General features: G+C 74.3%; 11 protein-coding genes. 10 read left to right on the forward strand and 1 reads right to left on the reverse strand.

The annotated features are described in order from the left end of the window. Positions 1–5: 5 nt before the first annotated feature. The 9 genes from AC3IYJ_RS13915 to AC3IYJ_RS13955 all read left to right on the forward strand — a co-directional run bounded on the left by AC3IYJ_RS13915 (position 6) and on the right by AC3IYJ_RS13955 (position 13,415). Positions 6–1,271, forward strand: a complete 1,266-nt coding sequence (locus AC3IYJ_RS13915; RefSeq protein ID WP_489401611.1) for a 6-phospho-beta-glucosidase — start codon at positions 6–8, stop codon at positions 1,269–1,271. Further along, positions 1,262–2,284 (forward strand): N-acetylglucosamine kinase, encoded by a 1,023-nt coding sequence (locus tag AC3IYJ_RS13920; protein WP_489401612.1) that lies wholly within the window; start codon positions 1,262–1,264, stop codon positions 2,282–2,284. The genes AC3IYJ_RS13915 and AC3IYJ_RS13920 overlap by 10 nt, the downstream gene beginning before the upstream one ends. 187 nt (positions 2,285–2,471) lie before the next feature. Next, entirely contained in the window at positions 2,472–3,878 is a 1,407-nt protein-coding gene (locus tag AC3IYJ_RS13925; RefSeq protein WP_489401613.1) for a hypothetical protein, read from the forward strand. Between the two features lie 200 nt (positions 3,879–4,078). Beyond that, positions 4,079–5,011: a glutamate ABC transporter substrate-binding protein gene (locus tag AC3IYJ_RS13930; RefSeq protein ID WP_489402805.1), complete on the forward strand. Its 933-nt coding sequence runs from the start codon at positions 4,079–4,081 to the stop codon at positions 5,009–5,011. A gap of 98 nt (positions 5,012–5,109) precedes the next feature. After that, positions 5,110–6,441 carry a hypothetical protein gene (locus tag AC3IYJ_RS13935; RefSeq protein WP_489402806.1) on the forward strand — a complete coding sequence of 444 codons (1,332 nt, stop codon included), beginning with the start codon at positions 5,110–5,112 and terminating at the stop codon, positions 6,439–6,441. Further along, positions 6,438–9,158, forward strand: coding sequence for a serine/threonine-protein kinase (locus tag AC3IYJ_RS13940; RefSeq protein ID WP_489401614.1), 2,721 nt, complete (start codon positions 6,438–6,440; stop codon positions 9,156–9,158). Before AC3IYJ_RS13935 ends, AC3IYJ_RS13940 begins: the two co-directional genes overlap by 4 nt. Positions 9,159–9,161: 3 nt before the next feature. Continuing rightward, entirely contained in the window at positions 9,162–10,886 is a 1,725-nt protein-coding gene (locus AC3IYJ_RS13945; protein ID WP_489401615.1) for a PP2C family protein-serine/threonine phosphatase, read from the forward strand. 26 nt (positions 10,887–10,912) lie between these two features. After that, positions 10,913–12,232 (forward strand): vWA domain-containing protein, encoded by a 1,320-nt coding sequence (locus AC3IYJ_RS13950; protein ID WP_489401616.1) that lies wholly within the window; start codon positions 10,913–10,915, stop codon positions 12,230–12,232. 97 nt (positions 12,233–12,329) lie between these two features. After that, positions 12,330–13,415: an FHA domain-containing protein gene (locus AC3IYJ_RS13955; RefSeq protein WP_489401617.1), complete on the forward strand. Its 1,086-nt coding sequence runs from the start codon at positions 12,330–12,332 to the stop codon at positions 13,413–13,415. 19 nt (positions 13,416–13,434) lie between these two features. On the opposite strand, the gene AC3IYJ_RS13960 is transcribed toward AC3IYJ_RS13955, so the two are convergent. Continuing rightward, on the reverse strand, positions 13,435–14,421 hold the full coding sequence (locus tag AC3IYJ_RS13960; RefSeq protein WP_489401618.1) for a methyltransferase domain-containing protein: 987 nt from the start codon (positions 14,419–14,421) through the stop codon (positions 13,435–13,437). A 105-nt stretch (positions 14,422–14,526) separates the two neighbouring features. Between AC3IYJ_RS13960 and AC3IYJ_RS13965 the strand changes: the two genes are divergently transcribed. Continuing rightward, positions 14,527–14,931, forward strand: coding sequence for a globin (locus AC3IYJ_RS13965; RefSeq protein ID WP_371615923.1), 405 nt, complete (start codon positions 14,527–14,529; stop codon positions 14,929–14,931). The last annotated feature ends 29 nt before the right edge of the window (positions 14,932–14,960 follow it).

Genomic DNA, 14,960 nt, shown 5'->3' on the forward strand with positions numbered 1-14,960 from the left:
TCATCATGAAACTCGCAGTGGTGGGCGGCGGTTCCACCTACACCCCCGAGCTGATCGACGGATTCGCGCGGCTGCGCGACACCCTGCCCATCAGCGAGCTGGTGCTGATCGACCCGGCCGCCGAACGGCTGGAGCTGATCGGCGGCCTGGCCCGGCGGATCTTCGCCAAGCAGGGGCACCCCGGCCTGATCACCACCACCTCCGACCTCGACGCGGGCGTGGCCGGCGCCGACGCGGTCCTGCTCCAGCTGCGCATCGGCGGGCAGGCCGCCCGCCTCCAGGACGAGACCTGGCCGCTGGAATGCGGCTGCGTCGGCCAGGAGACCACCGGCGCGGGCGGCCTCGCCAAGGCGCTGCGCACCGTCCCGGTGGTCCTCGACATCGCCGAGCGGGTCCGGCGCTCCAACCCGGACGCCTGGATCATCGACTTCACCAACCCGGTCGGGATCGTCACCCGCGCCCTGCTGCAGGCCGGGCACAAGGCCGTCGGGCTGTGCAACGTGGCCATCGGCTTCCAGCGCAGGTTCGCCGCGATGCTGGACCTGACCCCCGCCGACATCCACCTCGACCACGTGGGCCTCAACCACCTCACCTGGGAGCTGGGGGTGCGCAAGGGCGGCCCCGAGGGCGAGAACCTGCTGCCGCAGCTGCTGGCCGCGCACGGCGAGGCCATCGCCGGGGACCTGCGCCTGCCGCACGCGGTCCTGGACCGGCTCGGCGTGGTCCCCTCGTACTACCTGCGCTACTTCTACGCGCACGACGAGGTCGTCCGCGAGCTCGCCACCAAGCCCTCCCGCGCCGCCGAGGTCGCCGCGATGGAGAAGGAACTGCTCGGCCTCTACGGGGATCCCGCGCTCGACGAGAAGCCGGAACTGCTCGCCAAGCGCGGCGGCGCCTTCTACTCGGAGGCCGCCGTGGACCTGGCCGCGGCCCTGCTCGGCGACGGCGGCAGCGCCCTGCAAGTGGTCAACACCCTCAACAACGGCACCCTGCCCTTCCTCCCGGACGACGCGGTCATCGAGGTCCAGGCCCGGGTGGACCGCTCCGGACCGACGCCGCTGGCCGTGCCCCGGCTCGATCCCCTGTACGCCGGGCTGATCGCCAACGTGACGGCGTACGAGGACCTCGCGCTCGACGCTGCGCTGCGCGGCGGCCGCGAGCGGGTCTTCAAGGCGCTGCTGGCGCACCCGCTGGTCGGCCAGTACGACCTCGCCGAAGGGCTGACCGACCGGCTCCTCGCGCACAACAAGGAGCACCTGGCATGGGCGTGAGCCGACCCGCCCCCCAGCCCGCCGGCGCGGCGGTCCTCGCCGTGGACGCGGGCAACAGCAAGACGGACGTGGCGCTGATCGCCGCGGACGGCACGGTGCTCGGAACCGGGCGCGCGGGGGGCTTCCAGCCCCCGCGCGTCGGGGTGGAAGCGGCGGTGGACGCCCTCGGGCGGGCCGTCGCGGAGGCGGCCGAGGCCGCCGGACTGGCCCGGCTCGCGCCCGGGAACCCGTACGCCCTCCAGGTCTCGGCCTGCCTGGCCAACGCGGACCTCCCCGTGGAGGAACGCCTGCTCGCGCAGGCCATCGCGGCGCGCGGCTGGGGCGCGGCCACCGAGGTCCGCAACGACACCTTCGCCATCCTGCGGGCGGGACTGGCCGCGGCCGAGGGGCCGCGCGGGGTCGCGGTGGTGTGCGGGGCCGGCATCAACTGCGTGGGCATGCTGCCCGACGGACGCACCGCCCGGTTCCCCGCGCTCGGGCAGATCTCCGGCGACTGGGGCGGCGGCGGCGGACTGGCCGCCGAGGCCATGTGGTGGGCGGCGCGGGCCGAGGACGGCCGCGGCGGGCCGACCGCACTGGCGGCGGCGCTGCCCGAGCACTTCGGGCTGGGCTCCATGTACGAGTTGATCGAGGCCGTACACCTGGGCACGATCGCGCCCGGCCGCGTCCACGAGCTGGTGCCGGTGCTGTTCGCCACCGCCGCGGCCGGCGATCCGGTGGCCTCGGCACTGGTGGAACGGCAGGCGGATGAGGTGGTCGCGCTGGCGTCGGTGGCGCTGGAGCGGCTCGGCCTGCTGGCCGAGGAGGCGCCCGTACTGCTGGGCGGCAGCGTGCTGGCGGCCCGGCATCCGCAGCTGAACGGGCGGATCGAGGCACTGCTCGCCGAACGGGCCCCGTACGCCCGGGTTTCGGTGGTGACGGCCCCGCCGGTGCTCGGCGCCGGCCTGCTGGGGCTGGACGCCCTCGGGTCCGGCCCTGAGGCCTACGGAAAGCTGCGTGCCCATTTCGGATGAACGCGCGTCCGCGCGGAACCACGGCGGCCGGCGGGGCGTATTCACGGTGAAGGGGAGGGACGGCCGACGGCCGAAGGGGGAGGGACGGATCGGGGCGGATCGTGACTGATCCAGCACCGGGTGCTGTGGTCGACCCTCACTAAGGCCATACTGCTGCCAAGCACTCAGGACCGAGGGGGAGGTCACGGTGGCCATCACATCACGCGCGCCCGCGCCGGGCGGCGCCGTCGCGGCGCCCTCCGGCCCGCCGGCGCCACCGCCCGACGGCCTGCCCGGACGCAGTACCGCCTGGGCCGAGGGCGTGGAGCAGCTGCGCGCCGCCGCCACGACCGAGCCCGGCCGGCTGCGGATCATCGGTGCGGTACTGGCCGCGCTGGTCCTGCTGTTCGGCCTGGTCTCCGTCTGGGAGATCTCCGGCCGGGTGACGGCCGCCGACGACGTGGTGGGCCGCAGCCAGCCGCTGAGCGCCGACGCGGCCAGCATCTACCGCTCGCTCGCGGACGCCGACACCGTCTCCTCCAGCGGGTTCCTCGCGGGCGGCGACGAGCCGCGCGAGGTCCGCCAGCGGTACGAGAAGGACATAGCCAACGCGTCGCGGCTGCTGGTGAGCGCGGCCGCGAACACCGGGGCCGGCGAGGACTCCCGCAAGCAGATCACCCTGCTGAGCGAGCAGCTGCCCCGCTACGCGGGCCTGATCGAGCAGGCGCGGGCCACGAACAAGCAGGGCCTTCCGCTCGGCGGCGCCTATCTCCGGTACGCCAACGAGCAGATGAGCACCCAGCTGCTGCCGGCCGCCCAGCGGCTCTACGAGGCGGAGACCGGCCGGCTCTACACCGACTACGACGACGCCCGCTCCCTGCCGCTGGCCTCGATCGGGGCGGGTCTGCTCGCGCTCGCCGCCCTGGCATGGGCGCAGCGGCGCAACTACCTGCGTACCCATCGGGTCTTCAACCACGGGCTCGTCGTCGCGACCGCCGCCTCGCTGGTGGTGCTGCTGTGGCTGGCCGCGGGGCACACGGTCGCCCGGTCGGGGCTGAGCGAGGCCCGCACCCAGGGGCAGGAGTCGCTGAAGGTGCTCAACGACGCGCGGATCGCCTCGCTGCAGGCACGGGCCAGTGAGAACCTGACGCTGATCTCGCGCGGCGCCGTGCTGGCCGAGGACAAGAAGTCCGACAAGTACGACGTGGACTTCGGGAACGACATGAAGGGCCTCGAGGCGGGCCTCGCGACGGCGTTGAAGCTCGCCGACGACGAGGCCGGCCGGACGCCGGTCGCCCGTGCGGCGGACGGCGTGAAGCGGTGGAAGGAACTGCACGCGGCCGCCCGGCAGACGGACTTGAAGGGCGACTACCAGGGCGCCCTCGGCCAGGTCATCGGGGACAAGGACCACAAGGAGTACAGCGGCGCCGCCTTCGACACGGTGGACGCCTCGCTGGAACAGGCCGTGGCCCACGAACAGCAGCAGTTCACCCGGGCCGCCGAGGGCGGTCTCGGCGCGCTCGACGGTTTGGTGACAGGCGCGGCGGCCCTGGCGGTCGTCGGCGCGGCGGCGGCACTGCTCGGCATCGGGCGCAGGCTTTCGGAGTACAGGTGAGAGCGATGCGCAGACGTGTCAGGCGCGAGGTCCGGCGCACGGAGCGGTACGCGGGCACCGGAGTCCACGAGATCCCGGAGCGCTACGAGGGCCCGGAGGGCTACGAGGGTCACGCGGGCCACGCGGCGCACGAGGGCCGCGCGCTCCGCGGCGTGCGGCGGCTCTCGGGCCGGCTGCGCGGCTGGGGCGGGGTCAGCGCCATGGCCGTTGCCTGCGCGCTGACGGCCGCCGCCGTCCTGCTGCCCCTGGCCCAGGCGGCCCCGGGGACCGGGCACGTCCCGACGGTGCGCGAGCCGGCCAGGATGGCCGTCGCCCCGCTGGCGCCCGGCGACACCTGCCAGGACCCGGAAGCCAGCCTGCGCCCGGGCGGGCTGGACGGGTCGGCGATCCAGCGGATCCGCGCCGCGGGCCACCTCGTCGCGGGTGTGGACCAGAACAGTTTCAAGTGGGGTTACCGCAACCCGGCCGGCGAGCTCGACGGCTTCGACATCGCCCTGGTCAAGGCGATAGCGAAGGACATCCTGGGCGACCCCAACAAGGTCATCTACCGGGCGATCCCCACCAGCCAGCGCATCCCCGCGCTCAAGGACGGCACCGTCGACATCGTCGTGCGGACCATGACGATCAACTGCAAGCGTCTGGAGGACGTCGCCTTCTCGACGGCCTACTTCGAGGCGGGCCAGCAGGTGCTGGCGCCGAAGGTCTCGAAGATCACCGGCTACGACGCCTCGCTGAAGGGCCAGCGGATCTGCACGGCGGCCGGTTCCACGGCGGAGGCCGCGCTCGCCGCCCAGTCGTACGGCGCCGTTCCCGTCAGCGTGCCCAACCAGCTGGACTGCCTGGTGCGGCTGCAGCTGGGCGAGGTGGACGGCATCATCACGGACAACGCCCTCGCGGCCGGCCAGGCCGCGCAGGACCCGTCGGTCCAGCTGGTGGGCTCCCCCTTCACCAAGGAGTTCTACGGGGTGGCCATGAACAAGGACGCCGGCGATCTGGTGCGCCGGGTCAACAAGGTGCTGGAGGACTACCGCGCGGGCGGTGACAACAGCCCCTGGATGACCGCCTACAAGACCCACCTCCAGCCCGTGCTGCCCGGCGTGAGCGGCCCGCCCGCGCCCAAGTACCGGGACTGAGGCCGGTGGCGGATTCGGAGCCCGGCGCCAGGAGACCGAAGACGAAGGCGGAGGCGGAGCCCGTGGAGGCACGGTCGTTCGGGGCACAGCCCCCGGTGATGGACCGGGACGGCGTGGACCGTGCGCTGGCCCGGCTGGGCGCGGAGCACGAGGCCGTCGAGACCTCCCTGCTCGCGCTCCAGGACCATGCCGGGCGGCGGCTGCTGGAGGGCGCCGGGCTGACCGGGGTCACCAAGGAGCGGTGGGCCGAGGCCGACGCCTCCATCACCCGGCTGTGGCGGTACTTCGACGCCTACAGCGGGGCACTGGCCGCCGCCCGGGAGATCCGGGAGCGGCGCCGCTGGCCGACCCGCGAGGACCTGGTCGAGCTGACGGACCGGCTGAGCGGGCCCGGCGTGCTGATCGCGGGGGCCGCGGTGGAGGGCGTGGCGCTGGCGGAGCGGTTCTCGCTCGCCGAGCTGGTGGCCCGGATGAACGAGCTGTACGCGGGCTCCCTGGACGTGGTGGTCGCCGCCGACTCGGTGTGGTCGGCCCTGCCCGCCCGGATCGACCTGCTCTCCGCCGAACTGCACCGGACCCGCTCCCTGGCCCACTCGGTCGGGGTCCGGCCGGGGGAACACCCCTCGGGCGACGACCTGGAGGCCATCACCGCCGAACTGGCGGACCTGCGGGCCCGGGTGATCGAGGACCCGCTGGCGTTCTGGGTCGCGGTGGCGGGGAGTTCGGCCCCGGGGGGTGGCCGCCCGGACACCGGGCGCTACGACCGGGCCGCCCTGGCGCTGGAGGACGTACGCCGGGAGGTCGAGGCGGTGCGAGTCGTCCGGCAGGACTCCGAGCAGCGGCTGATCGGTCTGCGGGACGTGCTCTCGCGGGCCGACCGGACCCTGGCGGAGGCCCGGGTGGCGCGCGGCGAGGTGCTGGCGAAGATCGCGGCGTCCGAGGTGCCCGCGGTGAGCGGCCCGCCGACGGCCCTGCAGGAGCAGTTGTCGGCGGCGGCCGAGTACCGGCGGCAGTCGCAGTGGCACCGGCTGTCGCCGCTGCTGGAGTCGCTGGAGGAGCGTGCCGAGGAGGAACTGCTGCGGGCCCGTGAATCGTTGACCGCGGTGACGGCACCGCTGGCGATGCGGGCGGAGCTGCGCGGACGGCTCGACGCCTACAAGGCGAAGGTGGCCCGGCACGGCATGGCGGAGGATCCGCTGCTGATCGAGCGGTACGACACGGCCCGGCGGATGCTGTGGAGCGCGCCGTGCGATCTGCGGGCCGCCGAGGAGGCCGTTCTGCGCTATCAGTGGTCGGTGGCGGAGACACTGGTTTCACGGCAGCCGCAACAACCGCAGGATCATCAACCGCAGTCGATCGAGCAGCCGCAGTCACCACAGTCACCGCAGGATCGAGAATGGGCCGAGAGGCCGAGGGAGGGGGACGCATGAGTCTGATCGGAACGGCGTGCATGCGCCCCGGCTGCCCGGGTTCGTACGAGGACATGGGCGGCGGCGAGCTGTACTGCGACACCTGCGGGCTGGCGCCCGCGGGAGCCGTCGCGGCGGGCGCCGAGCCGCTGGTGTCGGTGCCGACCGCGATGACGAGCGCGGCGCGCCACGGGGAATCGCAGGGTTCCCACGGGTCCGGACGGTCCGCTTCCTCCTCCTCGTCCTCGCGGGCCTCCCGGTCCTCGCGCTCCTCCTCCTCGCGCCGTTCGGTGTCGGGGCGGCTCTCGCGCAGTCTGTCGGGGGCCGCGTCCACCCGGTCGGTGTCGGTGCGCAGTTCGGGCTCGGCCGCCGCCGTCTCGGGCCGCAGCCGCCTCGGGGCCGGGCTGGTGGCCGTACCGGAGGTGCCGCGTCCGGATCCCTCGGAGGCGGTGCTGGAGAATCCGGAGGTGCCGGAGCGCAAGCGGTTCTGTTCGCGCTCGGACTGCGGCGCTCCGGTGGGCCGGGCCCGCGGTGAACGGCCAGGCCGGACGGAAGGTTTCTGCACCAAATGCGGGCATCCGTACTCCTTCGTCCCCAAGCTCCGCGCGGGTGACCTCGTCCACGGCCAGTACGAGGTCGCGGGCTGTCTCGCGCACGGCGGCCTCGGCTGGGTCTACCTGGCGGTGGACCGGGCCGTGTCCCGGCGGTGGGTGGTCCTCAAGGGCCTGCTCGACACCGGGGACCAGGACGCGATGGCCGCCGCGATCTCGGAGCGGCGCTTCCTCGCGGAGATCGAGCACTCCAACATCGTGCGGATCTACAACTTCGTGGAGCACCTGGACCAGCGGACCGGTTCGCTGGACGGGTACATCGTCATGGAGTACGTCGGCGGCAAGTCGCTCAAGGAGATCGCCAACGAGCGGCGGCGGCCGGACGGGCGGCGCGATCCGCTGCCGGTCGAGCAGGCGTGCGCGTACGGCATCGAGGCGCTGGAGGCCCTCGGCCACCTGCACAGCAGGAACCTCCTGTACTGCGACTTCAAGGTCGACAACGCCATCCAGCAGGCCGACCAGCTGAAGCTGATCGACATGGGCGCGGTACGGCGGATGGACGACGAGGAGTCGGCCATCTACGGCACCGTCGGCTACCAGGCACCGGAGGTCGGGGACGTCGGCCCGTCGGTCGCCTCCGACCTGTACACGGTGGCGCGCACGCTGGCCGTCCTGACCTTCGACTTCCAGGGGTACACGAACGTCTTCGTGGACTCGCTGCCGGACCCGCAGCACATCGAGGTGTTCGGGCGGTACGAATCCTTCTACCGGCTGCTCGTACGGGCCACCGACCCCGATCCGGGACGGCGGTTCGCCTCCGCGCAGGAGATGGCGGACCAGCTGACGGGAGTGCTGCGGGAGGTCGTCGCGCTCCAGACCGGTCAGCCCAGGCCGCAGGTCTCCACCCTCTTCGGGCCGGAACTCCGGGTCCCGGACGACCGGCTGTTCGCCGACGGGCCGGGGGCGGAGGTCTCCCGGCTGGGCGCACGCGCCGTGAAGCGCCGGGGCGCCGCACCGGCCCCTCTTCCCGCGGCCGCCCCGCCGGCGGCGGGACCCGCCTCCCTTCCCGCCGTCCCGCCGTCCGCCCCGGCGGCGCCGATCACCGGGTACGGGACGACCGGGCTGGTGACGACGGCCACGCACAAGGCCGGCGGCGCCGGATCCGCCGTACCCGCGCCGCGGCAGGCACCGTCGGGGACGCCGCCGGCGCCGCCGCTACCCCTGTCCGCGCCTTCGCCCGCGCCCGCGCGGCCGGCGCTGTCGACGCTGAACACCCGCGAGGCCTCGCTGGCGCTGCCCGTGCCGCTGGTCGACGCGACGGACCCCAACGCCGGTTTCCTGGCCGGTCTGCTGGCCTCCGCACCCGCCGACCTGCTGGGCGCGCTGAGCTCGGCCCCGGCCGACTCCGCCGAACTGCGGCTGCGGGAGCTCCGGGCCCGGCTCGAACTGGGCGAGACCGACGCGCCCCTCGTCGCCGAGGCGCTGGCCCGGCTGGAGGAGCGGCATCCCGACGACTGGCGGGTGGTGTGGGCCCGCGGCATCGCCTCCCTGGCCGTCGGGGAGGACGAGACGGCCGCCCTGTCCTTCGACGCCGTCTACGACGCCTTCCCCGGCGAGCCCGCGCCGAAGCTGGCGCTGGGGCTGTGCGCCGAGGTCCTCGGGCAGTTGGACAACGCCGCCGAGTACTACCGACTGGTGTGGGCCACGGACCCCGGGTTCGTCGGCGCGGCATTCGGTCTGGCCCGGGTGCAACTGGCCGCCGGGGACCGGGACGCGGCGGTGCACACGCTGGAATCCGTGCCCGAGGTGTCGATCCACCACACCGCCGCCCGGGTGGCCGCCGTACGGGCACGCTTGCGCGACCGGTCACCGCAGGACGCCCTGCTGACCGATCTGGCGGCGGCCGCGGCGCAGGTGGAGGCGCTGGGCAGGTTCGGCCTGGACTCGGTGCGCCACGAGCGGTTGAGGTCGGAGGTTCTGGGGGCGGCGCTCGACTGGGTACTGTCGGGTAGCCGGGGTTCCGACCCCGGACCGACCTCGCTGCTCGGCTGCCAACTGGACGAGCGGGGGCTGCGCTTCGGCCTGGAGCGCTCGCTTCGCGTGCTGGCACGGCTGGCGCAGCGGGGCGAGGAGAGGATCGAACTGGTGGAGCGGGCAAACCGTTTCCGTCCCCGGACGTGGGTGTGATTGATGTCGATGCATCGGCTGTCGGGCTGCCCCAGCTGCGCGGAGCCCCTTGAGGAGGGTGACCGTTTCTGCGGCCTCTGCGGCTACGCCCTGACGGCCGCCGACCCCGCGGGGCCGGCGTCGCCGTCGGTGGCCGCCGCTTCACCGGCCGCGGCTCCGGCGGTGGCCCAGGCTGCCGCCGCTGCGGTGGCGGCGGCTGCCCCCGCGGACCCGGCTGCGGTGGCGGTCCCGGCTGCCGCCGCGGCCGTCGCCCCGCCCCCGGCCGCCGTCCCGGCCACGCGCGGAGCCGTCTCGCACGAGGAGGGCCTCGTGTCCCGGCCCTCCGGCGCCACCGCCCACGTCGGATACGGCGGGCCAGCCGCCACCGGGTACGCCGGCGAGGCCGCGCCCGGCTGGGGCAGCGTGTCCACCGCCGCCCCCACTCTGATCGAGGGCCCCGCGGGCTGGTCCGACACGGCCGCCGCCCCGGAGCCCGCCCACGGCGCGCCCCTGCGGCCCGAAGCCCCGTACGCCGCGGCGACCCCGCAGGGCCCGGCGGCCGAAGCCTGGTACGGCCTCGCGGCCCCCCAGGGGCAGGCCCCGGCGGGCGAAGCCCCGTACGACGGCACGCCCCCGCTGGGCGTGCCCGCCGGGCAGCAGCCCGACCACGGGAACCCCGGGGCGGCCCCGGGGCCCGACACCTCCTACGGCATCGCCGCCCCGCAGGGCGCAACCCACTGGAACACCGGCGCGCAGGACCCCGGTCCCGGCGGCGAAGCCCCGTACGGGAGCCCCGCCCCGCAGGCCGAGGCCCCGTACCCCGCCGGTCGCGCGGAGGGCGAGGGCGCCGGCAAGACCTGCGTGGCCTGCCGGGCCGGGCGGGTGGACACCGACGGGTACTGCGAGCACTGCGGGCACGCCCAGCCCCGGGAGCGGGACCACCTCGAAGAGGAGCTCGGGAGCGTCGCCGCCGTCAGTGACCGCGGGCTGCGCCACCACCGCAACGAGGACTCCTTCGCCGTGGCGGCCACCGCGCTGCCCGACGGATCCGCCGCCACCGTGGCCATCGTCTGCGACGGCGTCTCCTCCGCCAGCCGCCCCGACGAGGCCTCGGCCGCCGCCGCGGCCGCCGCCAACGAGGCCCTGCTCGACGCCCTGCCCCGCGGCGCCCACCCCCAGGAGGCCATGCACGAGGCGATCCTGGCCGCCGCCGCGGCCGTCAACGCCCTCGCCCCGGAGGTGCCCGGCGCCCAGAACGCCCCCGCCTGCACCCTGGTCGGCGCCGTCGTCAGCGGCGGCCTGCTGACCATCGGCTGGGTCGGCGACAGCCGCGCCTACTGGGTCCCCGACGACCGCGCCGCGCTCCCCCGCCGCCTCACCGAGGACGACTCCTGGGCCGCCCAGATGGTCGCGGCGGGCCTGATGGGCGAGGCCGAGGCCTACGCCGACGTCCGCGCGCACGCCATCACCGGCTGGCTCGGGGCCGACGCGTACGACCTGGAACCGCACACCGCCACCTTCAAGCCCGATCACGACGGTGTGATCGTGGTCTGCACCGACGGCCTGTGGAACTACGCCGAATCCGCCCGGGACATGGCCCAGGTGCTCCCCGCCGACGCCGCCGCCAGGCCCCTGCACAGCGCGCAGGTGCTGGTGGGCCACGCGCTCGACGGCGGCGGGCACGACAACGTCACCGTGGCCGTCGTCCCCTTCGCCGCACCCGGGGGCCCCACCCCGGTCCAGGCCTGACCCCCGTCTGCGAGGAGTACCGACCGATGGCGAACTTCGCCAAGCCGAGCGCCCCGCGCTTCAGCGTGGAGGTGTACCAGAACGAGTACCTCCCGGAGGGCGGCCGCGACGTCCACGCCATCGTCACGGTCACCTCCACCGGTGGGGCCACCGCCACCCGGACGTCCGCGCAGGGCGCCGCCGTCGTGATCATGGTCGACTGCTCCGGCTCCATGGAGTACCCGCCCGACAAGATGCGCGGAGCCCGCGAGGCCACCGCCGCCGCGATCGACACCCTCCGCGACGGCACCTCCTTCGCCGTGATCGCCGGGACCCACGTGGCCAAGGAGGTCTACCCCGGCCAGGGCCGCCTCGCCACCGCCGACGCCGCCACCCGCGCCCAGGCCAAGGAGGCCCTGCGCGGCCTCTCCTCCGGCGGCGGCACCGCCATCGGCACCTGGCTGCGCCTCGCCGACGGGCTGCTGCGCCAGTCCACCGCCGCGATCCGGCACGGGATCCTGCTCACCGACGGCCGCAACGAGCACGAGAAGCCGGAGGTGCTCCGCGCCACCCTCGACGCCTGTGCGGGCCGTTTCACCTGTGACGCCCGTGGCGTGGGGACCGACTGGGAGGTCAGGGAGGTCACCGGCATCGCGAGCGCACTGCTCGGCACCGCCGACATCGTGGCTGACCCGGCCCACCTCAGCGAGGACTTCACGCACATGATGGAGAACGTCATGGGCAAGGAGGTCGCGGACGTCGCACTGCGCCTGTGGACCCCGGTGGGCGTGGAGATCCAGTACGTGAAGCAGGTCGCGCCGGCCGTCCACGACCTGACCGACCGCCGTACGGAGGCGGGCCCGCGCGCCGGGGACTACCCGACGGGCTCCTGGGGCGACGAGTCCCGCGAGTACCACGTGTGCGTACGGGTCCCGGGCGCTGCCGTCGGACAGGAGATGCTGGCCGCCCGCGCCTCGCTCGTCATGCCGGGGGCGCCCGGCGAACCCCCGACCGTCCTCTCCCAGGGCCTGGTCCGCGCGGTGTGGACGAACGACCTCGCCGCGTCGACCGCCATCAACGCCCAAGTCGCCCACTACACCGGGCAGGCGGAGCTCGCGCAGGCTATCCAGCAGGGTCTCGAAGCCCGCAAACTGGGTGATGTCGGCGGAGCCACGGCGAAGCTCGGCCGCGCCGTGCAGCTGGCGAGCAGCTCGGGCAACGCGGACACGGCGAAGCTCCTCGCGAAGGTGGTGGATGTCGTCGATGCGGCGGCGGGTACTGTGCGGCTGAAGGCAAAGGTCGCCGATGCGGACGAGATGACCCTTGAAACGCGTTCGACCCAAACCGTTCGAGTGAAAAAGGCCTGACGCTCAGCACAGAGACGCACGCCGAACAGACAGACGATTACACAGACGAAGACGAAGACCTGCCGCGATGGCGCAGGAAGAAGGAGGAAGCGCCGCGATGCCGACCTGCCCGAACGGGCACCAGTCCGCCTCCGACGACTGGTGCGAGGTCTGCGGTCACCGCATGGCTGCCCCTACGGGCACCCCCGCGGCGCCCTCCTACGGCTACGGCTACCCCCCGACCGGTGAGCCGACCGCCCAGGCCGAGCTCTGCCCGCAGTGCCGGACCCCGCGCGAGGCCATGGCGCCCTTCTGCGAGGAGTGCCGGTACAACTTCCTGACCCGTACGGCGACTTCGTACACCCCGCTCGCCCCGGACCTCGGCCAGGGTCAGAACCCGGGCCAGAGTCAGGGCCTCGGTCAGGGCCAGGGCCTCGGTCAGGGCCAGGGCCTCGGTCAGGGCCAGGGCCTCGGTCAGCACCAGGGCACGCCCGGTCCGCCGCCGCCCCCGGTCGCGCCGTCGGCCCCGCCCGCGTACTCCCAGGACCACTTCGAGTACGAGGGATCGAGCCGCTCCCAGGTCAACCGCGCCGCCGAGCCGCTGCAGCGCGAGGACGACTGGATGCTGCCGCCTCCGGCGCACCAGGAGTACCAGCAGCCCCAGTACCAGCAGCAGCCTCCGCCGCCCCCGCAGCAGCAGTACCAGCAGCAGGCGCCGACGGGCCAGTACCAGCCGCCGCAGCAGCACCAACAGCAGCAGCAGCAGCCGCAGCCCTTCGCGCCCCGTCAGCAGGGCGGCGGCCCCTGGACCGCCACCATCGGCCCGGACCGCTCGTACTTCATGGCGATGATGCACCGCAGCGGCCCCGAGGCGGCGGGCCTCAACCTGCCCGCGTACTCCCCCGAGCAGCACCTCCCGCTCGGCGGCGGGCAGATCACCATCGGCCGCCGCCGTGCCTCGACGGGCGAGTCCCCCGACATCGACCTGTCGGTGCCCCCGGAGGACCCGGGCGTCTCGCACCAGCACGCGGTGCTGGTGCAGCAGCCCGACGGCAGCTGGGCCGTGGTGGACCAGAACTCCACCAACGGCACCACGATCAACGGCGGCGAGGAATCGATCCAGCCCTACGTGCCGGTCCCGCTCGGTGACGGCGACCGCGTCCACGTCGGCGCCTGGACCACGATCACCATCCGCCAGGGTTGAGAGAGCACGGCCAGGCGGCCTAGGCCCGGTCCGACTCCCCCAGGGGCCACACGTAGGGCCCCTGAGGGTCGTCGAGCCAGGACCACTGCCCCTCGGTGGTGACGGTGACCCCGAAGCGCTCGCGCGCCGGCCGGTCCTCGCGCCGCCACAGGTCCAGCGCCTCCCTGGGGTGCAGCGCGCCCGAGGTCAGCACCAGCATGAACTGGAAGCGCTCGTTCTCCACCAGCTCGTACGGGAGCCCCTGCGGGGTCCCGTAGGTGCCCGGCGGCGCCGCCGTGGCGCCCCGCAGGGGTACGAAGTACGCCGGGGTGTGCAGGAAGCGGCCCTCCGCGAACCCCTCGTCCCGCACCGTCAGCGCGATCAGCCCGGTCGACAGCGGGGCCAGGATCCGGGCCCCCGGACGGCACTGGGCGAGCCAGGCCGACGGGATCAGCGGAAGCGTGCAGGTCACCAGGATCCGGTCGAAGGGGCCCCGGGAGGGGCAGCCGCGCGCCCCGTCGCCGGTGACCACCGCGGGCCGGTAGCCGAGCAGGGCCAGGTGCGCGCGCGCCGACTCGGTGATCTCCTCGTCCAGGTCCACGGTGGTGACGAGGCCGTCGCCGAGCCGGTGGCAGAGCAGGGCCGCGTTGTAGCCGGTGCCCGCGCCGATCTCCAGCACGTTGTCCCCGTCGTGCACGTCCAGGGCCTCCAGCATGTTCGCCATCAGCGAGGGCTGGCTGCTGGAGGAGACCAGCTCGCCGTCGCGCAGCCGGGTGGCGAGCGGGGCGTCCGCGTAGACCCCGCGCAGCCAGCGGGCCCGCCGCTCCGGATCGGGGTCCTCCGCCCAGAGTCGCTCGTGTCCGGCCCCGCGGCCGGTGAAGTAGTACGGGACGAAGACGTGCCGCGGTACGGCCGTGAAGGCCGCCCGCCAGGCCGGGTCCCCCAGCGCCCCCGCGGCCGTGAGTTCCCGTACCTGGGCGGCATGCGCGGTCTCCCGCATGTCACGTACCCCGGCGTCAGCGCCCATGCCTCCACTGTCCTGCGGACGGGGCTCGCGGGCGACCCCTGGAGGTCCGCCCCGAGAGGTCCTAGGACCGGGGTCCTCCGTCCGGGCGTCTGAGACGATGGTCGGGTGAACGAGATTCCGCGGGGTACGGTCCAGGAGCAGACTTTCTACGAGCTGGTGGGCGGCGAGGACACCTTCCGCCGTCTGGTGCACCGCTTCTACCAAGGGGTGGCCGAGGACCCGCTGCTGCGGCCGATGTACCCGGAAGGGGACCTCGGGCCCGCCGAGGACCGGTTCGCGCTCTTCCTGATGCAGTACTGGGGCGGCCCGAACACCTACAGCGAGAACCGCGGCCACCCGCGCCTGCGCATGCGGCACGCCCCGTTCCAGGTGGACTCGGCGGCGCACGACGCGTGGCTGAAGCACATGCGGGTGGCGGTGGACGAGCTCGCCCTCGCCCCGGAGTACGAGGCGCAGCTGTGGCGCTACCTGACGTACGCCGCGGCATCCATGGTCAACACCGCTGGCTAGCGGGCCGACGACGGCGCCGACGACCGGGC

The sequence above is a fragment of the Streptomyces sp. GL_140 genome (genome assembly GCF_057834465.1).